This window comes from Bradyrhizobium sp., assembly GCF_049519115.1.
Lineage (GTDB): Bacteria > Pseudomonadota > Alphaproteobacteria > Rhizobiales > Xanthobacteraceae > Bradyrhizobium.
Genome location: NZ_JBEKRB010000018.1, coordinates 23,713 through 44,475, shown reverse-complemented (window position 1 = coordinate 44,475; position 20,763 = coordinate 23,713). Strand labels below are relative to the sequence as shown.

At 61.8% G+C, this 20,763-nt stretch carries 18 protein-coding genes and 1 pseudogene; 4 read left to right on the top strand and 15 right to left on the bottom strand.

The features are described from left to right. Positions 1–5 precede the first annotated feature (5 nt). Both ABSE61_RS15955 and ABSE61_RS15950 read right to left on the bottom strand, forming a co-directional pair. The gene (locus ABSE61_RS15955) at positions 6–836 is read right to left on the bottom strand and encodes a flagellar motor protein MotB (protein ID WP_423872091.1); all 831 of its coding nucleotides are present in this window, start codon (positions 834–836) and stop codon (positions 6–8) included. Between the two features lie 30 nt (positions 837–866). Continuing rightward, a complete protein-coding gene (locus ABSE61_RS15950) occupies positions 867–1,640 on the bottom strand; it encodes a motility protein A (protein ID WP_423872090.1) in 774 nt (257 codons plus the stop codon). A 261-nt stretch (positions 1,641–1,901) separates the two neighbouring features. Between ABSE61_RS15950 and ABSE61_RS15945 the strand changes: the two genes are divergently transcribed. After that, positions 1,902–2,324, top strand: a complete 423-nt coding sequence (locus ABSE61_RS15945; protein ID WP_423872089.1) for an AprI/Inh family metalloprotease inhibitor — start codon at positions 1,902–1,904, stop codon at positions 2,322–2,324. A gap of 75 nt (positions 2,325–2,399) precedes the next feature. Here the strand turns inward: ABSE61_RS15945 and ABSE61_RS15940 are convergent, their stop codons facing one another. The 4 genes from ABSE61_RS15940 to ABSE61_RS15925 all read right to left on the bottom strand — a co-directional run bounded on the left by ABSE61_RS15940 (position 2,400) and on the right by ABSE61_RS15925 (position 6,917). Continuing rightward, on the bottom strand, positions 2,400–3,113 hold the full coding sequence (locus ABSE61_RS15940) for an RraA family protein (protein WP_423872088.1): 714 nt from the start codon (positions 3,111–3,113) through the stop codon (positions 2,400–2,402). 130 nt (positions 3,114–3,243) lie between these two features. Continuing rightward, entirely contained in the window at positions 3,244–4,122 is an 879-nt protein-coding gene (pssA, locus tag ABSE61_RS15935) for a CDP-diacylglycerol--serine O-phosphatidyltransferase (RefSeq protein ID WP_423872087.1), read from the bottom strand. Between the two features lie 88 nt (positions 4,123–4,210). Beyond that, positions 4,211–4,909, bottom strand: coding sequence for a phosphatidylserine decarboxylase (locus tag ABSE61_RS15930; RefSeq protein ID WP_423872086.1), 699 nt, complete (start codon positions 4,907–4,909; stop codon positions 4,211–4,213). 52 nt (positions 4,910–4,961) lie between these two features. Further along, a complete protein-coding gene (locus tag ABSE61_RS15925; RefSeq protein WP_423872085.1) occupies positions 4,962–6,917 on the bottom strand; it encodes an ABCB family ABC transporter ATP-binding protein/permease in 1,956 nt (651 codons plus the stop codon). A 211-nt stretch (positions 6,918–7,128) separates the two neighbouring features. Here ABSE61_RS15925 and ABSE61_RS15920 point away from each other — a divergent pair, with 211 nt between their 5' ends. Next, positions 7,129–7,734, top strand: coding sequence for an LOG family protein (locus tag ABSE61_RS15920; RefSeq protein ID WP_423872140.1), 606 nt, complete (start codon positions 7,129–7,131; stop codon positions 7,732–7,734). Positions 7,735–7,742: 8 nt separating this feature from the next. Here the strand turns inward: ABSE61_RS15920 and ABSE61_RS15915 are convergent, their stop codons facing one another. The 4 genes from ABSE61_RS15915 to cysS are packed head-to-tail and all read right to left on the bottom strand — an operon-like array spanning position 7,743 to position 11,674. Beyond that, complete coding sequence (locus ABSE61_RS15915) at positions 7,743–8,120, bottom strand: VOC family protein (protein WP_423872084.1); 378 nt, start codon at positions 8,118–8,120, stop codon at positions 7,743–7,745. Between the two features lie 58 nt (positions 8,121–8,178). Beyond that, entirely contained in the window at positions 8,179–9,777 is a 1,599-nt protein-coding gene (gene cimA / locus ABSE61_RS15910) for a citramalate synthase (protein WP_423872083.1), read from the bottom strand. Next, positions 9,774–10,265: a GNAT family N-acetyltransferase gene (locus tag ABSE61_RS15905; RefSeq protein ID WP_423872082.1), complete on the bottom strand. Its 492-nt coding sequence runs from the start codon at positions 10,263–10,265 to the stop codon at positions 9,774–9,776. Before ABSE61_RS15905 ends, cimA begins: the two co-directional genes overlap by 4 nt. Beyond that, positions 10,262–11,674: a cysteine--tRNA ligase gene (gene cysS, locus ABSE61_RS15900; RefSeq protein WP_423872081.1), complete on the bottom strand. Its 1,413-nt coding sequence runs from the start codon at positions 11,672–11,674 to the stop codon at positions 10,262–10,264. The genes ABSE61_RS15905 and cysS overlap by 4 nt, the downstream gene beginning before the upstream one ends. A 458-nt stretch (positions 11,675–12,132) precedes the next feature. Between cysS and ABSE61_RS15895 the strand changes: the two genes are divergently transcribed. Next, entirely contained in the window at positions 12,133–12,438 is a 306-nt protein-coding gene (locus tag ABSE61_RS15895; RefSeq protein WP_423872080.1) for a hypothetical protein, read from the top strand. A gap of 215 nt (positions 12,439–12,653) precedes the next feature. After that, entirely contained in the window at positions 12,654–13,811 is a 1,158-nt protein-coding gene (locus tag ABSE61_RS15890) for a DUF2865 domain-containing protein (protein ID WP_423872079.1), read from the top strand. Positions 13,812–13,829: 18 nt separating this feature from the next. Here ABSE61_RS15890 and ABSE61_RS15885 read toward each other — a convergent pair whose 3' ends face one another. The 5 genes and pseudogenes from ABSE61_RS15885 to ABSE61_RS15865 form a co-directional block, all read right to left on the bottom strand. Next, a complete protein-coding gene (locus ABSE61_RS15885) occupies positions 13,830–15,590 on the bottom strand; it encodes an NAD+ synthase (RefSeq protein WP_423872078.1) in 1,761 nt (586 codons plus the stop codon). Positions 15,591–15,634: 44 nt separating this feature from the next. After that, positions 15,635–15,988, bottom strand: a complete 354-nt coding sequence (locus ABSE61_RS15880; RefSeq protein ID WP_423872077.1) for a diacylglycerol kinase — start codon at positions 15,986–15,988, stop codon at positions 15,635–15,637. A gap of 3 nt (positions 15,989–15,991) precedes the next feature. Further along, a complete protein-coding gene (locus tag ABSE61_RS15875) occupies positions 15,992–17,392 on the bottom strand; it encodes a class II 3-deoxy-7-phosphoheptulonate synthase (protein ID WP_423872076.1) in 1,401 nt (466 codons plus the stop codon). A gap of 820 nt (positions 17,393–18,212) precedes the next feature. Next, positions 18,213–18,423: pseudogene (locus ABSE61_RS15870) on the bottom strand (methyl-accepting chemotaxis protein); the annotation flags it as partial. Positions 18,424–19,027: 604 nt separating this feature from the next. Beyond that, positions 19,028–20,710 (bottom strand): methyl-accepting chemotaxis protein, encoded by a 1,683-nt coding sequence (locus ABSE61_RS15865; protein ID WP_423872075.1) that lies wholly within the window; start codon positions 20,708–20,710, stop codon positions 19,028–19,030. Positions 20,711–20,763 lie beyond the last annotated feature (53 nt).

The window sequence follows — 20,763 nt, the reverse complement described above, 5'->3', positions numbered from 1 at the left end:
TAAGTTTAGGGCGTCATTCCGGGCGGCACCGGCGGATTTTCGCGCATCAGCGTAATCGTTACCCGGCGGTTCGCCGACAGCGAGGGGTCGTCCGGAAACAGCGGCAGGGTATCGGCCTTGCCCGAGACGGCGAAGACGTGGGCGGGCGGCAGCCCTTCCCGTTCGAGGATCTGGCGCACGGCGTTGGCCCGGTCGGCCGAGAGATCAAAGGCGTCATAATCGCTTCGGGTCGGAATATAACCGGCCGACGTGTGACCGGCGATCGCCACCCGCAGAGGCGTCGCCTTCAACGGGGCGGCAAGCTTCTGAATCAGCCGGCGCGTCCGCTCGTAAGGCACCTTCGACCCCTCAGCGAACATCGAGCGGCCGTCCTGATCGACGATCTCGAGGTTGAGGCCCTCTTTGGTTTCCTCGAACATGATGTGCTTGGAGATTTCGGTCATCTCCGGCATGTCCTGCAATGCCTGCCGCAGCGACGCCGAGGCGAGCGCGAATTCGCGATCGATTTTCAGCTGGGCGCCGGCAATCTGTTTTCGATCCTGCTGATCCGGGGTCGGCGTGTTGGAAGATTCCTCAGGCGAGATATGGTCGACGTTCTTCAGCTTGGGGCGCGTCGGCAGGCCATCGGATTCGATGATGCCGGAGTAGCGCGCTTCGGTCTGCACGCCGAAAGCATCGCGCATCGAACCGGCTACGATCTTGAGCTTGTTGTTGTCCATGGTGGAAAACGCCACGAGCATCACGAAGAAGCTCATCATCAGACCCATCAGGTCCGCGAAGGTCACGAACCAACCGTGTCCTCCGCCATGTGCGTCGCCGCGTTTTTTCTTGGCCATGTTTGATTTTCCGCCAGCCGATCCGCGAGCCTAAGCGTGCGCCTCTTCGCCCTCGGTGTGGCGGTGCTTTTCCGGCAGGTAAGCCAGAAGCATTTCGCGCACCAACGTCGGCGACTTGGAATCCCGGATCATCAGAATGCCGTCAATGATCAGGGTACGGTTGGTCTCCTCGTCGAGCAGCTTGCCGTGAAGCTTGTCGGCGATCGGCAGACAGAACAGGTTCGCGACCAGCGCGCCGTAAAGGGTCGCGAGCAGCGCGGTCGCCATGAAGGGACCGAGCTTGGAGGGGTCGGTCATGTTCGCAAACATCTGCACCATGCCGATCAGCGTACCGATCATGCCGAACGCCGGGGCGCAGTCGCCGATGGCGCGGTAGATCTTGCTGCCCTCATCGAGGTGCATCAGGAAGTTGTCGCGGTCGCGCTCAAGGTTGTCGCGAATGAATTCCATGTCGTAGCCGTCGGCGATGTAACGGATTCCCTTGGCGAGGAACGGTTCGTCGGTCTCGACCTTTTCCAGACCGACCGGTCCCTGTTTGCGGGCGATTTCGGCAATACGGGCCAGTTCGTCCACGAGGTCGCGCGCCGCGAGCCGGCTCATCGTGAACGCGAATTTGGCGCCGAGCGGCAGGCCGTGCAGCATCACACCGAGGGGGAATCGAATCATGGTGGCAGCGATCGAGCCGCCGAAGATGATGATGACGGCATGTTCAGAGACGAACATGTGCAGATCGCCGCCCATGAACACCATCGTGGCGATGACAATAATGCCGAACAACAGTCCGGCGCCTGTCATAATATCCATGGGAGACTCCAACCCCTACGCGAACGACCGGCCGTCCTGGACGGTCGCGCGACCCCCTCCGAGCCACGCAACTCAAACCCTAAGGGCCGGCCATTAAAGACGCGTAAAGGATAGTCGTTTTGAGATAGCTGCTGTCGCAAACCGTAGAGATACGGTGGTTGTCCGTCGTCAGACTTCGGCAAGGCCGATACAGCTACCCTGACACGGCATCAACGTTCTGCTAACCATAACTGGCCGTTCATTTTTCCGATGCCGCACACCATGGCTTGCCGTATCATCACCCTGCCCGTCATTGCCTGCGTTTCGTTGCTGGCGGGCTGTGGCGGCGATCGCATGACGCTCGGTGGATCGGACAACCCGCCTGCCACCAATGCCGCTGGAGCAGGTCCTGCGGCCAAGCCGCCGCCGGTAAACCTGGCGGGTCGATGGACGCTTTCGGCCACAGGCTCGACGTCGTGCGCGATGACGTTCGGCGCCAGCAATCCGGACGCCACCGAGGGCACGATTGCCCCCGGCGGCGGTTGTCCGTTCAATTTCTTCACCAGCAGAAAGTGGAGCTATAGCCAGGCCGGATTAACGCTGCGCGATCACAACGCGCAGTCGCTCGCACAGTTTTCGCCTGCCGGTCCCAATCGCTTTGAAGGCAAGACCGCCGCCGGCCAGGACGTGGCGTTGTCGCGCTAATGGAGTGGATTTGACATTCGACCCAGCCAGCCGTGGCCTGGGAATGTCAAATCCCAAACTCCAGCGGCTCGCCGGTCAGTGAATTTCGGCCGAGCGCTTCAGCGCCTCTTTCAACTTCTCGAGGCTGAAATCTTTGCTTCGCGCGATTTCAAGGATCGGTGTCTCGCGGCGAGCGCACAGTTCGGCCGCCTCGGGGATTTTCGGCGCGATATCGGGCGGGATCACAATCGCGCCGTGCTGGTCGGCATGAATGAGATCATCTGAGCGCACCGTCATTCCGGCGACGCGGACTTCGCCGCCAAAATTTTCCGCATGAACCCACGCATGCGACGGGCCGACGGAGCCGGCCAGCGCCTGGAATCCCGGCGCCCATTGCGGGATGTCGCGGATCGAGCCGTCGGTGATGACACCGAGACAGCCGAGCGCCTTGTGCACATTGCTCTGCACCTCGCCCCAGAAGGCACCGTAGCCGACGTCGGGACCATCGATGTCCTGGATTACCGTGATGCGCGGCCCCCAACCGGTGCCCATATATTCGTAATACGCGATGCGGCGTTTCGACTGCTCGTCGGCCGGCAGCTGGGACTTGAGCACCGAGCGGATCGTCACGGTTCGCGCGTATCCAACCATCGGCGGCAGATCTGGAAACGGACAGACCAGCGGCTTGGTCGTGTAGCCGATCAGGCGGCGCTCGGGCGCGACCACTTCCATCGCATTGCAGATCGTCGGCGTATCGTAGCGCGCCAGGGCTTCAAGCAGGGCGGCGGGCAATGGGGTGGAATTCGTCACGGCGTTCTCCAGCTTTTTTCGCGATGTGTGCGTCCAGTCGTCTTGCCATATAGCCGACCCCCGCGCGATCGGCAAAAGCGCAATCGTCCGCTCACGGCCAATTAGGCCCGGCAACTTCACCTAATGAAAATCAGTTCAGACGGGTGGGCCTGTTATCCTGTGTGTCGGCAACCGTTGAAACAAACGGTGAAGGCGGATCAGAAACAACGACAGTCGGTGCGGATGGCGCAGTCTGCGCTTCCGCCTTGCGCTCGTGGTTGCGGTAGGATTTCCACCCGATCGGCAGGCTAAGAAGATACAGCAACGTGCATGCTGAAAGGATATGCCAGGGATACCCGATCAGAAGCGCGATAAAGAGCACCACCGAGACAAAGACCGGCAGCACCATCTCCGGCGGCACCCGCATGCGCACCATCTTGCCCGAGAATACCGGCAGCCGCGAGACCATCAGGAAACCGATGACGAGCGTATAGGCCGCGGTCAAAATCGCCGGCCATGCCGGCAGCCCAAGGAAGGCCAGATAGATCGGCAGCAAGACCGCGATAGCTCCCGCCGGCGCTGGAACGCCGGTGAAATAATTCGCCGCATAGGCCGGCTTGTTCGGATCATCCATCGTGGCGTTGAAACGCGCCAACCTCAATCCGCCGCTGATGGCAAAGATCATCGCCGCGATCCAGCCGCCATCTTTCAGTTCGTGCAACTGCCAGAAATAAAGGATGAGGCCAGGCGCCACGCCGAAATTGACGAAGTCGGCAAGACTGTCGAGTTCGGCGCCGAACTTCGACTGCCCCTTGATCATGCGCGCAACGCGGCCGTCGATGCCGTCGAGCAAGGCGGCAAACACGATCGCCGCCACCGCCAGTTCCATTCGCCCCTCCGTCGACAGACGGATCGCGGTCAGCCCGGCGCAAATCGCCAGCAGCGTGATGAAATTGGGGACCAGCATCCGCACCGGAATCGGGCGAAACCGGCGGCGGCGCTGCTCGATATATTTGGGGTCAATCGCCATAGCGTCTCACATATAGCAAGCCACGGCCAACTTCACCATGCGGCGGGCCACCCGCAAGCTTCGCCCGCCAACCCTCACCACGCGTTGGTTAATCGCCGCGGTAGGTCCGCCCGGGATCGCCGAGCCTGAAATCGGCCAGAATGGTCTCGCCGGCGATGGCGGTTTGGCCTTCCGCGACCAGCGGGCCCGTTCCCTCCGGCAGATAAACGTCGAGGCGCGAGCCAAAACGGATCAGCCCGAAGCGCTCGCCCGCGCCGATCGTCTGCCCTTCCCGCACGAACGACACGATGCGCCGTGCCACGAGGCCGGCGATCTGGGTCACCCCGATGCGTCCATTCGCGGTCGAGATGACCAGCGAATTGCGCTCGTTGTCTTCGCTCGCCTTGTCGAGTTCGGCGTTGATGAACTTGCCCGGGCGATACGCGATGCGATCGATTCTTCCCGCGACCGGGCTGCGGTTCACGTGGCAGTTGAACACGCTCATGAAGATGGAGATGCGTTGCAGCGGCCGGTCGCCAAGTCCGAGTTCGGCCGGCGGCAGGACGCGCGTGATCATCGAGATCCGTCCGTCGGCCGGCGCCACCACAATGCCTTCGCGCACCGGCGTCACCCGCACCGGATCACGGAAGAACAGCGCGCACCAGACCGTCAGTGCGGTGCCGATCCAGCCCAGCGGTGCCCATAGCCAGAACAGGACCAGGCTTGCGAGCGCAAAGCCGCCGATGAAGGGATAGCCCTCGGGGTGAATAGGCGGAATCTGGGCGCGAATGGAATTGACAATCGACATCAATGTTCACTAGGGCTGCGCCGTCTCCCTGGCAAGGGAGAAAGCATGGAGATCATTCCGCCGCGGCCGGCGTCACCAGCGTATCGTCGACCGGCGGCGGCGCACGGTTCGGCGCTTCGTTCTCGTCGCCGATGCGCGCGAGCTTCTCGCGGGCCTCCTGGGCCTCGCGCTGCCGGTTCCACATACTGGCATAAAGGCCGCCGGTAGCCAAAAGCTGGCCGTGCGTGCCGCGCTCGGCGATGCGGCCCTGATCGAGCACGATGATTTCGTCGGCCGTGACAATCGTGGAAAGCCGGTGGGCGATCACGAGCGAGGTGCGGTTGCGCGACACCCGCTCCAGCGCATCCTGAATTTCCCGCTCGGTATGGCTGTCGAGCGCCGATGTCGCTTCGTCCAGCACAAGAATCGGCGGGGCTTTGAGAACGGTACGCGCGATAGCAACGCGCTGCTTCTCGCCGCCCGACAATTTCAGGCCGCGCTCGCCGACCTGCGTCTCGTAGCCCTTCGGCGACATCCGGATGAAGCCGTCGATCTGCGCGAGCTGCGCCGCCTCCTCCACTTCCGCGTCGCTCGCTTCCCAGCGGCCGTAGCGAATGTTGTAGCGAATGGTGTCGTTGAACAGCACCGTATCCTGCGGCACCATGCCGATCGAGGCGCGCAATGATGCCTGCGTGACATCGCGAATATCCTGACCGTCGATCAGGATCCGGCCGCTCGAAACGTCGTAAAGGCGGAACAGCAAACGTGAAATCGTCGACTTGCCGGCGCCCGACGGGCCGACGATGGCGACCGTCTTGCCGGCTGGCACCTCGAAACTGAGACCTTTGAGGATCGGCCGGTCGGGCTCGTAGGAAAATTGCACGTTGTCGAAGCGCACGTTGCCTGAGGTCACGATCAGCGGCACTGCGCCCGGGATGTCCTTGATCTCGGGATTGCGCGACAGCACAGTGAACATCTTCTCGATATCGATGATGGCCTGCTTGATCTCGCGATACACCATGCCCATGAAATTGAGCGGCTGGTAGAGCTGGATCATCATGGCATTGACCATCACGAAATCACCGACCGTGTTGCGTCCGCTGCGTACACCGATCGCGCACATCACCATGGTTGCGGTGAGACCGGCCGTGAAAATGATCGCTTGGCCGGTGTTGAGCACGGCAAGCGACGTATAGGCTTTCACGCTGGCCTGCTCGTAACGCTCCATGGAACGGTCATAACGCGCCGCCTCGCGCTCTTCCGAGTTGAAATATTTCACGGTCTCGTAGTTGAGGAGCGAGTCGATGGCCTTGGTGTTCGCCTCGGTATCTGAATCGTTCATCTTGCGACGAATTCCGATCCGCCACTCGGTCGCGATATAAGTGTAGTACATATAGATCACGACCGTGATCAGGGTCGCCAGCACGTAGCGCCAGTCGAACTTCCACAGCAGCACCGCCATCAGGAGCGTCACCTCGACGATGGTCGGAACCAGTTGCAGGATCACCATTCGCACGATGGTTTCGATGCCGTTGCGGCCGCGCTCGAGCACCCGCGTCAATCCGCCGGTCTTGCGTTCCAGATGGAAACGCAACGACAATTCGTGCATGTGAACGAAAGTAAGATAAGCGAGTTTCCGCACCGCGTGCATGGCGACGCGCGCGAAAATGCCGTCGCGCCACTGGGTGAATATCCCCATCAGCACGCGCAAGCCGCCGTAGCCCAGCGTCATGACGATCGGCGAGGCAACGACCCACAGCGCCCAGTTCGAGGCTTGCACCGGCGCTGTGTCAGACCCGGTCAGGGCATCGGTCGCCCATTTGAAGGTGAAGGGAACCGCGAGCGTGGCAAGCTTGGCGACCAGCAGCAACACCACCGACCAGACCACCCGCATCTTCAGATCGGCCCGGTCACCCGGCCAGATGTAGGGCCATAGATGCGCAAGCGTCCCGGCCAAAGTGGCCTGTCCCAAGGATGGATCAGGAGATGTCGGCGGATGAGCTTCCGCGGCGGGTTCAGGATGCGCCATCGGGCCCCGCCTGGCGCGGCACGGCGTACCGATTCGGCACGCGCTCTTTCAGATTTTCTCGCATTCGGCAGTCATATAGAGCGTTTATGCCTCACGTACACCCTCGCGGAAGTTAAATTCTTCCGTCATGTTAGGGCCTTGCCGGAATTTTATTCGGCAGCCGAATCCTTTATGGTTTGACTGATTTACGCTGCAATGCCACATGAATGATATGAGCACGATCAAAACTGTCTGCGTTTATTGCGGCTCCGGCCCCGGCACCAACCCCCGATTCATGGAATCCGCCAAGGCACTAGGCAAGGCGCTGGCCGACGGCGGCATTCGCCTCGTGTACGGCGGTGGCTCCGTCGGCATGATGGGCGCGGTCGCCACTTCGGTGCTCGACCATGGCGGCATGGTGACGGGGATCATCCCCGGCTTTCTGACGGCAAAGGAAAACGCGCTCAAGCGCGTGCAGGAAATGATCGTCACGCCTGACATGCACGAGCGCAAACGGCTGATGTTCGAACATTCGGACGCCTTCGTCGCCCTGCCCGGCGGCATCGGTACGCTCGAGGAACTCGTGGAACAACTCACCTGGCAGCAGCTGGGGCGCCATTCGAAACCAGTGCTGCTCGCCAATATCGACGGATTCTGGGAGCCTCTGCTGGCGCTGCTCGCCCACATGCGCGCCACTCAGTTCATTCGGCCGACGCTTTCGATCGACATCCTCAAGGCCGAACGGGTTGAAGATATCCTGCCGCGGCTGCAAGCCGCTGCCGCGAATGCTCCTGACGGCACCGCGGCGATGCCCGCTGAGATCGCCCGGCGTCTGTAACGACGACATTATTCGGCGAGAAACGTCACGGCTTCGATCCGGTTGCCATCGGGATCCCGGATGAACGCTGCATAATATCGCACGCGATCGTGCGGGCGCAGACCCGGTGCGCCATCGGATTGGCCTCCGGCGCCGAGCGCCGCCTGATGAAACGAATCGACTTCCTGAGGCGATTTCACCCGAAGGCAAATATGGCAGCCGGTGTCTGACGCGACGGGCGTCATGCGAGGGCGCCAATTGATCCAGAATTCCGCATAGGCTCTGCCGAAGCCGACCGTGGCGGGCCGTGTCACGACCCTCGCCAGGCCGAGCGGCGCCAATGTCGCTTCATAAAAACGCGCCGAGCGTTCGAGGTCGCTGACGCCGATGGAGATATGATCGATCATGGCAGCCCCACGCTGTCATCGCGAGCGAAGCGAAGCAATCAAATTGAGTTACGGACCCTCACGCCGCAGCGCCCGATTTCACCAGCTTGTAGATGACCGAATCCATCAGCGCCTGGAACGAGGCATCGATGATATTGGGCGATACCCCGACCGTGGTCCACTTCTCGCCCTTTTCGTCGGCGCTTTCGATCAATACCCGCGTCACGGCCTCGGTGCCGCCATTGAGGATACGCACCCGGTAATCGATCAGCCTCAGGCCTTCGATGAACTTCTGGAACTTGCCGAGGTCTTTGCGCAGCGCCACGTCGAGCGCGTTGACGGGGCCGTTGCCCTCCGCCGCTGAGATCAATTTCTCGCCGTCGACATCGACCTTCACCACGGCCATCGCCACCGTGATGCGCTGACCGTTGACGTTGTAGCGCTGCTCGACATTGACGTCGAATTGCTCGACGCGGAAATAATCAGGAACGTGGCCGAGCGTTCGCCGCGCCAATAGTTCGAACGAGGCATTGGCCGATTCATAGGCGTAGCCCGCGGCCTCACGCTCCTTCAATTCCTCGACCAGACGCGCCAACTTCGGATCGTTTTTGTTATAAGGAATTCCGGCGCGGTCGAGTTCGGCGATGACGTTCGAGCGGCCGGCCTGATCGGAGACCAAAACTTTGCGGTGGTTCCCGACCGCCTCGGGCAAAACATGCTCGTAGGTCTGCGGATCTTTCAGCACGGCGGAAGCGTGAATGCCGGTCTTGGTGACAAATGCGCTCTCGCCCACATATGGCGCGTGGCGATTGGGCGCGCGATTGAGCATGTCGTCGAGCGTGCGCGACACCGTCATCAAGGTCGCCATCTTGCCGTCGGTCACGCCGATCTCGAAACGATCGGAAAATTCGTTCTTCAGGCGCAACGTCGGGATCAGCGAGCACAGGTTGGCATTGCCGCAGCGTTCGCCGAGACCGTTGAGCGTGCCCTGAATCTGCCGCGCGCCGGCGCGCACGGCGGCAAGCGAATTGGCCACCGCCTGCTCGGTATCGTTATGGGCGTGGATCCCGACGTGATCGCCGGGAATATGCTTGATGACCTCGCCGACGATCGCTTCGACCTCATGCGGCATTGTCCCGCCGTTGGTGTCGCACAGAACCACCCAACGCGCGCCGGAATCGTAGGCCGTTTTCGCACAAGCGAGCGCGAACGCGGCATCTTCCTTATAGCCGTCGAAAAAATGCTCGCAATCGAGCATCACTTCCCGCCTGGCTTTTTTGGCAGCCTTCACGCTGTCGCCGATCGAGGCGAGATTTTCCTCGTTGGTGGTCTCGAGCGCCACCCGCACCTGATAGGCGGAGGACTTCGCGACAAAGCAGATCGCATCCGCCTTCGCTTCCAGAAGCGCCGCAAGACCGGGATCGTTGGACGCCGAACGACCGGGGCGGCGTGTCATGCCGAAGGCAGTAAAGCGCGCATGGGCAAGCTTGGGTTTCTTTGCGAAAAATTCGGTGTCGGTCGGGTTGGCGCCAGGATAGCCGCCCTCGACATAGTCGAGGCCGAGTTCGTCGAGCATCTTGGCGATCAACTGCTTGTCATGCAGCGTGAAGTCGACGCCATTGGTTTGCGCGCCGTCACGCAGCGTGGTGTCGAACAGATAAAGCCGTTCGCGGGTCATTTCGGCCCTCCGGCATCACCAAGCGGTTTCTGCATGGTGGTGTTGGCGAGCCATTCTCCGTTGAGCGAAACTGTGTTGCGCTGCAGGGCCTCGTAACCTCGTTTGGCGAAGAACTCGGCGGCATTGTCGCTGGCATCGACGGTGAGATTTTTAGCGCCGCGGGCAGCGGCCAGCTTTTCGAGCGCGTCGCACAGCATGGCGGCGACGCCCTGCCCGACCGCGCCGGGATGCACATAGAGCAAATCGACGTGGTCCTTGCCCTTCAATGCCGCAAAGCCCACTGGAGAGCTGTCCAGTGTTGCCACCAGCGTCAACCCGGAAGCGAGCCGTTTGCCGAATTCATCCTCGTCGTCGGCCACGGCAGCCCACGCTTCCTGCTGCGCCTCGCCATAGTCGTCACCGGTCAGGCCTTCGATGCTGGCAACGAAGATCGCCGCGAGAACTGGCGTGTCGGCAGGCAGGAACGGTCGCAGCGCCGGCGCACTCATCGCGCGATCTCCCACGTCGTGCCGTCCTTGGAGTCCTTGATCAGGACGCCCATCGCCGCGAGCTCATCGCGAATGCGGTCGGATTCCTTGAAATCCTTGCGCGCGCGAGCGGCGGTGCGATCGGCAATGAGCGCATCGACGACAGCCTTGTTCACCGTGACAGCTTTGGGGTTGCTTTCAAGGTATTCCCGTTTCGTCTTGCCCAGCAATCCGAGCAGCATCGCCGATACTTTGAGTGTCCGCTGGCTATCGATCAGGGCTGCTCCCGAAGCGCCCGCTCGGCCGGATGCGATCGCATGCAGACGCGTGATCACGCCGGAGGTGTTGAGGTCATCGCTCAGCAACGAAACGACTCCATCATCGGCTATACCCGATGCCTGCGTATCATCGCCAACGATATCGTACCAGGAATCGATAACTCTCTTGCTTTCCTCAAGACCCTTGAGCGTCCAATCAATCGGCGAGCGATAATGCGTCTTCAACATGTTAAGACGCAGTGCTTCGCCGGGCCAATCGTTCAGCAATTCGCTGATTGTAACGAAGTTGCCGAGCGACTTTGACATCTTCGCTCCCTCGACTTCGAGGAAGCCGTTGTGCATCCAGTAATTGGCCATCGTGGCCGTGCCGTGCGCGCAGCGCGATTGCGCGATTTCGTTTTCGTGGTGCGGAAAGATCAAATCGAGGCCGCCGCCGTGAATATCGAATACATTGCCGAGATAGGCCGCACTCATCGCCGAGCACTCGATGTGCCAGCCGGGGCGCCCCCTGCCCCATGGGCTGTCCCAACCCGGCTCGTCTTTCGAAGATTGTTTCCACAGCACGAAGTCGGCAGGATTTTTCTTGTGGGCGTCAACCGCTACGCGCGCACCGGCCAACTGCTCATCAAGCTTGCGGCCTGACAGCGCGCCATAATCCGGCATGGACTGCACATCGAACAGAACCTCGCCGCCGGCTTCATAGGCATGGCCGCGCGCGATCAATTGCTGGATCAGCGTTATCATATCGGCTTTGCCGTCGGTGCGTGGCAGCACGAAATCGGTGGCGCGCGGCTCGTGGGTTGGCGGCAGACTTCCGAGCCCGGCAACATCCGCATGGAATTGATTGGCGGTCTGCTCGGTGACTTTGCGGATCGCCTCGTTCAGCGGCAGACCGGGAAAATCCCGCGCGGCGCGGTCGTTGATCTTGTCGTCGACGTCGGTGATGTTGCGGACATAGGTGACGTGATCGGCGCCATAAAGATGCCGCAGCAGCCGAAACAAAATATCGAAAACGATAACCGGGCGCGCATTGCCGATATGAGCGAAGTCGTAGACGGTCGGGCCGCACACATACATGCGCACGTTATTGGGATCGAGCGGCGTGAAAACGCGCTTCTCTTTGGTCAAGGTATCGTAGAGACGCAGTTCCATTGGAATCCCGTACCTAGTGGTGGCGCTAATTTGAAGTTCCTTTGGAGCTCCGCGAATTCGATCAGGAACTTCAAATCGAAAAGCGGCACCAGAAGTCTAATTTCTTGCAAGTGTCCTTTCGGCCTCGCATCCGCCAATCGAGCCCGCCGCAACAGAACGCAGATACGAGAGCCGGGACACTTGCCGGCCGGGCGTCCAATGATCTCGTGTGAGAAAAGACGGCCTCAGCCAGCGATTTGCTAGCTCATAATCTCGCGGCAAATGCCACAAATGGCGAGAAGACCGTTCATGAAAAATACCTTGGGCCAACGATCGGAACCGGTCAAGGGGATGGCGCGGAAGGCCTCAGAAAAGCCGGTTTGGGCCACCAAGCCACCGCCGCCCGATGGTTAATCATTATTTACATTTCGTGACTATCATGGCCGGGCGATTCCCCTTCCATTTTCAGCGGTGCAGCGATGCGATCCCTTTCAGCGCTTTTGGCCTGCGCCTCTCTTTTTGCCACACAGGCCGCGTGGGCCGACAGCCGGGTTTTCATCATCGCCAACCAACCCGACGGCTACGGGGTCGACCAGTGCCTTGCAAGGAGCGAGAAGTGCGGCGCCCATGCCGCCCAGTCCTATTGCCAGTCGCGGAATTTCGCGCTGGCCTCGTCCTATCGCCGGGTCGATCCGGACGAAATCACCGGCTCGGTGCCGAAGGAACACGAAAATTGCGGCCGTTCAGGTTGCGGCGAATACATCGCCATCACCTGCCAGCGCTGAACACCTCGGTTCCAACCCCACCCGGCAAGATTGAGGCAAGCGCGCCAATCGACCGCACTATTGCCGCCGAAACGACGTGACGCCGCCCCGAGAAGCGGGTAAAGGACGCCGGAAATCTTCTCATCGCGGCCTTGGTCTCTTCGTGGACTTGGGCTGCAAGCCTCCCGCGTAGCCCTGTCAGAATGGGACACCAGGAGTTGCCCTGATGGCGGGACATGCCTGAAAAATTGATTGTTATCCGTTCGAGATCGGTTGCGGCTTGCGCGGTGCTTCTCACCGCCATGTTGTTTGGCGCCGACGCCGTTGCGCAGACCAGTCCGCCGCCCCTGCCGCAAGGCGCGGCGACCAATCCGATGTGCCCGCGGCTCGAAGCCCAATTGGCAACCATCGACCGCGGCGGCGGCAGCGGTGATCCGGCCAAGGATGAGCAGATTCGCCGCTACCAGGATTCCGCCGCCCGGCAACAGGCGGAGCTGGACCGCATCACGTTGCAGGCCAAGCGGATGGGCTGCGACAGCTCCGGCTTCTTTTCGCTGTTCAACGGTCAAAATGCGCAATGCGGTCCGGTGAACAATCAAATTCAACAGATGCGCGCAAACCTCGACCAGATCACGTCTAATCTCGAGCGCCTACGCACCGGCCTCGGCGGTGGCGAACGGGAAAACCAGCGCCGGTCGATTCTGATGGCGCTGGCCCAGAACAATTGCGGGCAGCAATATGCCAACGCGCTGCAACAGCAACAGAGTGGCCCCGGCAATTTCCTGAACAACCTGTTCGGCGGCAACAATAACTACAGCCCGGTCCCGCCCGACGCCGGCGCGCCGTCCGGCACCTATCGTACCGTCTGCGTCCGCGCCTGCGACGGCGGCTATTTCCCGATCTCGTTTGCCACTGTGCCGCAGCGTTTTGCCGATGACGAGAAGACCTGCAAGGCGCTCTGCCCGGCCACCGAGGCCAACCTTTACGCCTATCGCAATCCCGGCGAGGACATGAATCAGGCGGTGTCGGTCAGCGGACAGGCTTATACGTCCTCGCCGAATGCGTTCCGCTTCCGGCAGGAATTCAATCCGTCCTGCGCCTGCAAAGCCGCCGGTCAAACCTGGTCCGACGCGCTGAAGGCGGTCGACGACAAGGCCGCCGCTGAGCAACAGGGCGACATCATCGTCACCGAGGAAGGATCGAAGAAAATGTCGCGGCCGCAGGCGAAATCGGCGCCTGTGCCCGCCAAGAAGGGAGCCGTCGCCACCACCGGCGCCGACACCACACCGGCCCCGGCGTCGCCGAGCGCGCCGGCTGCAACTCCCGACGCTCCTTCCGACAACAAGACGATCCGCTCGGTCGGACCGACCTTCATCCCGCCGCGCCAAAACTAAGTCGACCATTCGTAGCCGCTAGCCCTCAAACGCCTCGCCCGATCTGCCGCGCCCTGCGCGCACCACAAGCGAGTCGTCAGCTACAGGCAATGGCCGGCCGTCATCGCGAAACCGGTTGGTGATGGGATAACGGCGATCGCGCCCGAAATTACGGCGCGTCACCTTAACCCCGGGGGCGGCCTGCCGCCGTTTGTATTCGGCAATATTGAGCAGCCGATCGATCCGCGCCACCACCGCGCGATCGAAACCTGCGCCAATGATGGTCGCCAAAGGCTCCTCGCGCTCGACCAGCCGCTCAAGGATAGCATCCAGCACCTCGTAAGGCGGCAGCGAGTCCTGGTCGGTCTGGTTTTCACGCAGCTCCGCCGTCGGCGGCCGGGTGATAATATTGGGCGGAATGACCTCGCCGGATGGACCGAGCGCGCCGTCCGGCTTCCAGTGGTTGCGAAGCGCCGACAGCCGAAAAACTTCCGTCTTGTAGATATCCTTGATCGGATTGAAGCCGCCGTTCATGTCGCCGTACAGCGTGGCGTAACCGACCGACATCTCGGACTTGTTGCCGGTGGTGACGACCATCGCGCCGGTCTTGTTGGAGATCGCCATCAACAGCGTGCCGCGGGTGCGGGCTTGTAGGTTCTCTTCCGTGATGTCGCGCGGCAGACCTTTAAAAGCGTCCGCCAATATCGCTTCAAAGCCGTGCACCGCTTGTGAGATCGGCAACACCTCGTAGCGAATGCCGAGGTGGCCGGCGAGTTTGGCGGCATCGTCGAGCGATACCTGCGCAGTAAAACGAAACGGCAGCATGACACCGCGAACGCGCTTGGCGCCCAACGCGTCGACCGCAATCGCCGCACACAGCGCCGAGTCGATGCCGCCGGAGACGCCCAAGAGCACGCCGGGAAATCCGGTTTTGTTGACGTAGTCGCGCAAGCCGAGCACACAGGCCGCATAATCGGCTTTGTCGGGCTCAAGCGCCGGTGCGACCGGACCGTGGCAGCGCCAGCCGCTTTGCTCGCGCTTCCAGCGCAACGTTGTGACGTTTTCTTCGAATGCCGGCAATTGCGCCGCCACCGACAGATCGGCATTGAGCGCGAACGACGCGCCATCGAACACGAGCTCGTCCTGCCCGCCGATCTGGTTGAGATAGACCAGCGGAAGCGCGCTCTCGGTGACCCGCGCCACGGAAACCGACAGGCGGATGTCGGCCTTGCCGCGCGCGTAAGGCGAGCCGTTCGGCACCACCAGGATTTCCGCGCCGGTCTCGGCCAGGCACTCGACGATGTTTTCGTATTCCGCGGACTCTTCGAGCCAGGTGTCCTCGCAGATCGGCACGCCGACCCGAACGCCGCGAATGGTCATGGGGCCCGAGACGGGACCGCGCGCGAACACGCGCTTTTCGTCAAACACGCCGTAATTCGGCAAATTGACCTTGAACCTGATCGCGGCAATCCGGCCCTCATCGAGCAGCGCGCAGGCATTGTAAAGTTTGCCGTCCTCGACCCAGGGCGTACCGACCAGCACGGCAGGTCCCCCGTCGGCGGTTTCGCGGGCGAGTTCTTCGACCACCGCGCGGCAGGCCGACTGAAAAGCGGGCTTCAAGACCAGATCTTCCGGCGGATAACCGGCGATGAACAATTCCGACAGCATCACGAGGTCGGCGCCGTCGGCCTTGGCGCGGGCGCGCGCGGCGCGCACCTTTGCGGCATTGCCGGCGACGTCGCCCACCGTCGGGTTCAACTGGGCTAAGGTGATTGAAAACTGGTCGGCGCGTTCGGTCATGAATTGATCGTGCCTCGCATGCGCGCAAACCGCAATTGATTACCCTAGATAACGCCTATGCGCTCGGCGATCGAGAACAGCCAGAACAGCCCCGCGGTGACCAGCGCCACGCCGACCGCGGCCGACCCCATATCCTTGACCCGCCCGATTTGCAGGTCGTGGTCGGTGGTCAGGCGGTCAGCGAGCTTTTCGATTGCCGTGTTGAGCAGCTCGACGATCAGCACCATGACGACGGCCGCGACCAGCTCGATGCGGCGCATCGCCGTCGTGCCGATCAGCCAGGCCAGCGGCAGAGCGATCACCAGCGCGACGAGTTCCTCGCGAACGGCCTGCTCTGACCGGATCGCGAAGACGAGGCCGTTACGCGTGTTGATTGTGGCGCGCCAAAGCCGCAGCAACGTTCAAAGCCCCGCTACGGCCGGTATCGGATGGGCCTTGCCGGCGCGTTCCTGCTTGAGCAGCTCCGCGATCAGGAAAGCCATGTCGATCGACTGCTCGGCGTTGAGCCGGGGATCGCAGACCGTGTGATAGCGGTCGTTGAGATCCTCGTCGGTGATGGCGCGGGCGCCGCCGACGCACTCAGTAACGTCCTGCCCGGTCATCTCCAGATGGACGCCACCGGCGTGGGTGCCCTCGGCGGCGTGAACCGCGAAGAACGATTTCACCTCCGACAGGATGCGGTCGAACGGGCGGGTCTTGTAGCCGGAGGTCGAGGTGATGGTGTTGCCGTGCATCGGATCGCAGGACCAGACCACCACGCGCCCCTCCCGCTGCACCGCGCGAATGAGACCGGGAAGACTCTCGCCGATCTTGTCGGCGCCGGAGCGGTTGATCAGCGTCAGGCGGCCGGGCTCGTTGTCGGGGTTGAGCACGTCGATCAGCTTCAACAGTTCGTCCGGCTTGAGCGACGGACCGCACTTCAGCCCGATCGGATTCTTGATGCCGCGGAAATATTCGACATGGCCGTGATCGAGCTGGCGCGTGCGATCGCCGATCCAGATCATGTGACCCGAGGTGGCGTACCAGTCGCCGGTGGTCGAATCCACGCGCGTGAAGGCCTGCTCATAGCCGAGCAGCAGCGCCTCGTGGCTTGTGTAGAAATCGGTGGCGCGAAGCTCCGGATGGCTCTCCAGATCGAGCCCGCAGGCGCGCATGAAGTTCAGCGCGTCTGAAATGCGGTCGGCCAATTCCTTGTAGCGCCGCGACTGCGGCGAATCCCGCAGGAAACCGAGCATCCATTGATGCACCGAACCGAGATTGGCGAAGCCGCCGGTGGCGAACGCACGCAACAGATTGAGCGTCGCCGCCGACTGGCGATAGGCCATCAACTGCCGCTGCGGATCGGGGATGCGCGCTGCGGACGTGAATGCAATGTCGTTGACGATGTCGCCGCGGTAGCTCGGCAGTTCGACGCCGTTGATTTTCTCGGTCGGCGATGAACGGGGCTTCGCAAACTGGCCCGCGATGCGGCCGACCTTCACCACCGGCAGCGCGCCGGCATAGGTCATGACCACCGCCATCTGCAGGAACACGCGGAAGAAGTCGCGGATGTTATTGGCGCCGTGCTCGGCAAAACTCTCGGCGCAATCGCCGCCCTGCAACAGGAAGGCTTCGCCCCTGGCGACGCGCGCCAGCGCCTTTTTCAGGTTGCGCGCCTCACCTGCAAAAACCAGCGGAGGAAACGTCGCAAGCTGGGCCTCGACATCCGCCAATGCCTTCGCATCGGGATATTGCGGCACTTGCAGCACCGGGCGGGCGCGCCAGCTATCGGGTGTCCAAGCGGATGTCCGAGTTTTGGACATGACGTTAACTCCTTGAGCGGAAACCGCTACTCGACCTGCGGCAGCGGAGGGCCGCTATATACACACGCCCGTGACCAACCGCCAGTCTGATGCCGGTGTGATGGGAGTGTCGCCCATCTGCACCGCTCTTCATCCTCCAGCCTTGGGCCCGTCGACAACCCTTTGCGGGACAAGCCGAATTCGCATTTTCTATTCCACGCTAGGACGGGGGAAAAATCGCGGTGGCTGAGGCCGAGCTCGACGTCACAGCCCACTCTTTCGTCATTGCGAGGACGACGCGACGAAGCAATCCAGAACCTTCGCGCCGTCACGACTCCCTCCGCTGTCATCACCGGGCTTGACCCGGGCATCCACGTCTTCCTTTCTTTAGAAACACAAAGGCGTGGATGCCCGGATCAAGTCCGGCATGACGAGCGAATTTATATCGACGCCTCAGACACACCCTCACCTCCCCGCGACGGCTTCAGCCCGGTCGCCGCGCTTATGCAGGAGTACGCCTGAAGGTCGAGGAACCAGATTTCAAGAGCGTGTTTAGTAAAGCGTTGGCTGGACAAGTAGAACGCAAACCTCGCGGGACGATTTATCATCGGATGTGGGAGGGCACAGCTGCGCGGAGCTTCGTCGCAGGACAGACGCTAGAGCTGCGAGTTTCTCGTGATCCCGATCAGGGCGACGAACTCCCTGACCTTGTTCAGTTTGGACTAGCAGCGACGGTGGAAGTGGAGGACGGTGACGTGCCGGTATATGAGGAAGTCCGCGCCCGGCTAACGGTGAAACCGCGCATACCGGTTCTCGTAGGCGCATAAATCGCAAGCGCCGCTTACGCTGCCTGCACGTCCGTCAGAAACTTTGATACTTCGCTCTTGAGGCGGCTTGAATCGGTCGACAGCGTTTTGGCCGCCGCCAGCACCTCCGACGAAGCAGCGCCTGTCTCAATTGCCGCGCTGCACGTCCGTGACGTTGGGCGACACCTGCTGCGTGCCGTGCGCGGCCCGCTGAACGTTGCGGAGATTTTCTGCGGCGCCGAGCGAGCCGTAGGCGCGGTTGACGAAGTTCGACAGATACCACGACAACAGCACTGATCCGATCAGCCACCGCACGGTGGCGAGAACGGGGCCGGCCGCGCGATCACGGCGGACTGTGCCCGCGATTGTGTGAATTAGAACACATCTTGCAGGAACGAATCGGCCTAAAGTTGGTGTCGCCGTATCTATACGGCTTTCTCCCTAGACTTGGCGCCCGTCGCGAATGACGGGCGTCTTTTGCAAGGCCGCTGAGGCGGCCTGCGCTGCCAGAGCCGAACCTTATTGATTCTGTTTCTGTCGAAGCCGGAGAAACTCTTCAAAGAGGCGCTTGCGCCGCTCTGATGGCGTCTCCTGTTGCGCCGCCGGCTTTGTCGGGAGCCGGAGATCGGCTGCCCGCGCGGATTCCGGGATCAGCGTCGCGCCTGTGAGCGCTGCGAACAGAACAGCGGCGCAACCAAGCGAGAGGGCGATCTTGAACGGCGTCGGAGTGTGTTTGAATCGTTGAACCATAGGTCCCGAGGGTCGGGCATTATGGTTAATTTGATACTAAGACGGTCTACTTTGGGGACCGATGGCGGCGCCGGCGTCGCTCATAAGCCGCGAGCAGCGCTTAGGCCGCCCTCACATCCGTCAGAAACTTCGATACTTCACTCTTGAGGCGGCTTGAATCGGTCGACAGCGTTTTGGCCGCCGCCAGCACCTCCGACGAAGCCGCGCCGGTCTCGGTTGCGCCGCGCTGCACGTCCGTGACGTTGGACGAGACCTGCTGCGTGCCTTGCGCGGCCTGCTGGACGTTGCGGGAGATTTCATGGGTCGCTGCGCCCTGCTCTTCCACCGCGGCCGCAATCGTCGAGGAGATTTCCGAGAGTTTTTCGATCGTGCCGGAGATATCCATGATCGCGTTGACGGAGTCCTGGGTCGCGGCCTGGATGCCGTTGATCTGCTGGCCGATCTCGCCGGTGGCCTTGGCGGTCTGCTCGGCCAGCGCCTTGACTTCGGAAGCAACCACCGCAAAGCCGCGGCCGGCTTCGCCCGCACGCGCCGCCTCGATGGTGGCGTTGAGCGCCAACAGGTTGGTCTGCCCTGCGATGGTGTTGATCAGTTCGACCACGTCGCCGATGCGGGTCGCGGCCTTCGACAGTTCGCCGACCCGCTCGGTGGTCGAGCGCGCCTGGTCGACCGCGTTGCCCGCCATCCTTGCCGATTCCTGCACCTGGCGGCTGATCTCGTTGACCGACGACGACAGTTCCTCGGTCGCGGACGCCACCGACTGGACGTTGGTCGAGGCTTCTTCGGAAGCCGACGCCACCGTCGTGGAAAGCTCCTGCGAACGGGCGGCCGTTGCCGACAACTGTCCGGCGGACGCCTCTAACTGGGACGACGCCGAGGAGACGTTGTTGACGATCTCGCCGATCATCTGCTCGAATGTACGGGTGATGCCGTCAACGCGGCGCCCGCGCTCGATCTTGGCTTCGGCGTCCTTGGCGGCCGCCTGATCGGCGGCGCGCTTGGCGATCAGCGCCTCTTTGAAGATCTGCAAGGCATCGGCCATCTGGCCGATCTCGGTCTTTTCGCCACGGTGCGGCACCTCGGCGTCGAGCTCGCCTTTGCCGAGCGCCTGCATCGGATCCACGATCGAGGCGATCCCTGAGGAGACGTCGCGGATGACGTAAAAGCCGACGGCAGCACCAGCGAGGATAGCAACGCCGACGATTAGCGCCAGCATCATGAGCACCGAGGAATAAGTCTCTTCCGCCGACCGCGTGTCCCTTTCCGCGCCGACATTGTTGAGCTCGATGTCCTTTTCCAAAATCACGTCGGCGTCGTTGCCGACCTTGATCATCTGCTTGTTCAGATCCAGCGTTTCGCGCGACAGGCCATTCTTCCTCGACAGCTCGACCATCTTCGCCGCGATCGTCCTGTATTCTTCCCAGCGTTGCGACCAATCCGTGTACAGCGCACGCTCTTCCGGCGAATTGATCATCGCCTCATAGGCCTTGCGGACCTTCTTGTTCTTCTGGACGAGATTGTCCAGCGCCTTTTCGACCCCTTCCTTGTCCTCTTTGGTCTCCGCGAGCATGTGCTGGCGTATGATGGCGCGAAAGGTGATGACGTCGGCGTGCAATTCGCCCAGCGCCTTGATGCTCGGCAGCCAGTTGGAGGCGATTTCCCGGGTGTTGGCGTTCAACGAGCGCATGCTGGTTGCGGAGAGCAGCCCCATGCCGGCCAGGGTCAGAAGCAGTAGTGATACGAGGGAGATGATCTTGGCGCGGATGGAAAGCTGGCTGAGCATGCGGGATCCAGGCAGTAGCAAATCAGGGACATGCTACTGGTGCGCTAAAAAGG

Coding starts and splice junctions, on each gene's coding strand:
- ABSE61_RS15955 (WP_423872091.1), bottom strand. CDS start 836: ATGGCCAAGAAAAAACGCGGCGACGCACATGGCGGAGGACACGGTTGG.
- ABSE61_RS15950 (WP_423872090.1), bottom strand. CDS start 1,640: ATGGATATTATGACAGGCGCCGGACTGTTGTTCGGCATTATTGTCATC.
- ABSE61_RS15945 (WP_423872089.1), top strand. CDS start 1,902: ATGGCTTGCCGTATCATCACCCTGCCCGTCATTGCCTGCGTTTCGTTG.
- pssA (WP_423872087.1), bottom strand. CDS start 4,122: ATGGCGATTGACCCCAAATATATCGAGCAGCGCCGCCGCCGGTTTCGC.
- ABSE61_RS15930 (WP_423872086.1), bottom strand. CDS start 4,909: ATGTCGATTGTCAATTCCATTCGCGCCCAGATTCCGCCTATTCACCCC.
- ABSE61_RS15925 (WP_423872085.1), bottom strand. CDS start 6,917: ATGGCGCATCCTGAACCCGCCGCGGAAGCTCATCCGCCGACATCTCCT.
- ABSE61_RS15920 (WP_423872140.1), top strand. CDS start 7,129: ATGAGCACGATCAAAACTGTCTGCGTTTATTGCGGCTCCGGCCCCGGC.
- ABSE61_RS15915 (WP_423872084.1), bottom strand. CDS start 8,120: ATGATCGATCATATCTCCATCGGCGTCAGCGACCTCGAACGCTCGGCG.
- cimA (WP_423872083.1), bottom strand. CDS start 9,777: ATGACCCGCGAACGGCTTTATCTGTTCGACACCACGCTGCGTGACGGC.
- ABSE61_RS15905 (WP_423872082.1), bottom strand. CDS start 10,265: ATGAGTGCGCCGGCGCTGCGACCGTTCCTGCCTGCCGACACGCCAGTT.
- cysS (WP_423872081.1), bottom strand. CDS start 11,674: ATGGAACTGCGTCTCTACGATACCTTGACCAAAGAGAAGCGCGTTTTC.
- ABSE61_RS15895 (WP_423872080.1), top strand. CDS start 12,133: ATGCGATCCCTTTCAGCGCTTTTGGCCTGCGCCTCTCTTTTTGCCACA.
- ABSE61_RS15890 (WP_423872079.1), top strand. CDS start 12,654: ATGCCTGAAAAATTGATTGTTATCCGTTCGAGATCGGTTGCGGCTTGC.
- ABSE61_RS15885 (WP_423872078.1), bottom strand. CDS start 15,590: ATGACCGAACGCGCCGACCAGTTTTCAATCACCTTAGCCCAGTTGAAC.
- ABSE61_RS15875 (WP_423872076.1), bottom strand. CDS start 17,392: ATGTCCAAAACTCGGACATCCGCTTGGACACCCGATAGCTGGCGCGCC.
- ABSE61_RS15865 (WP_423872075.1), bottom strand. CDS start 20,710: ATGCTCAGCCAGCTTTCCATCCGCGCCAAGATCATCTCCCTCGTATCA.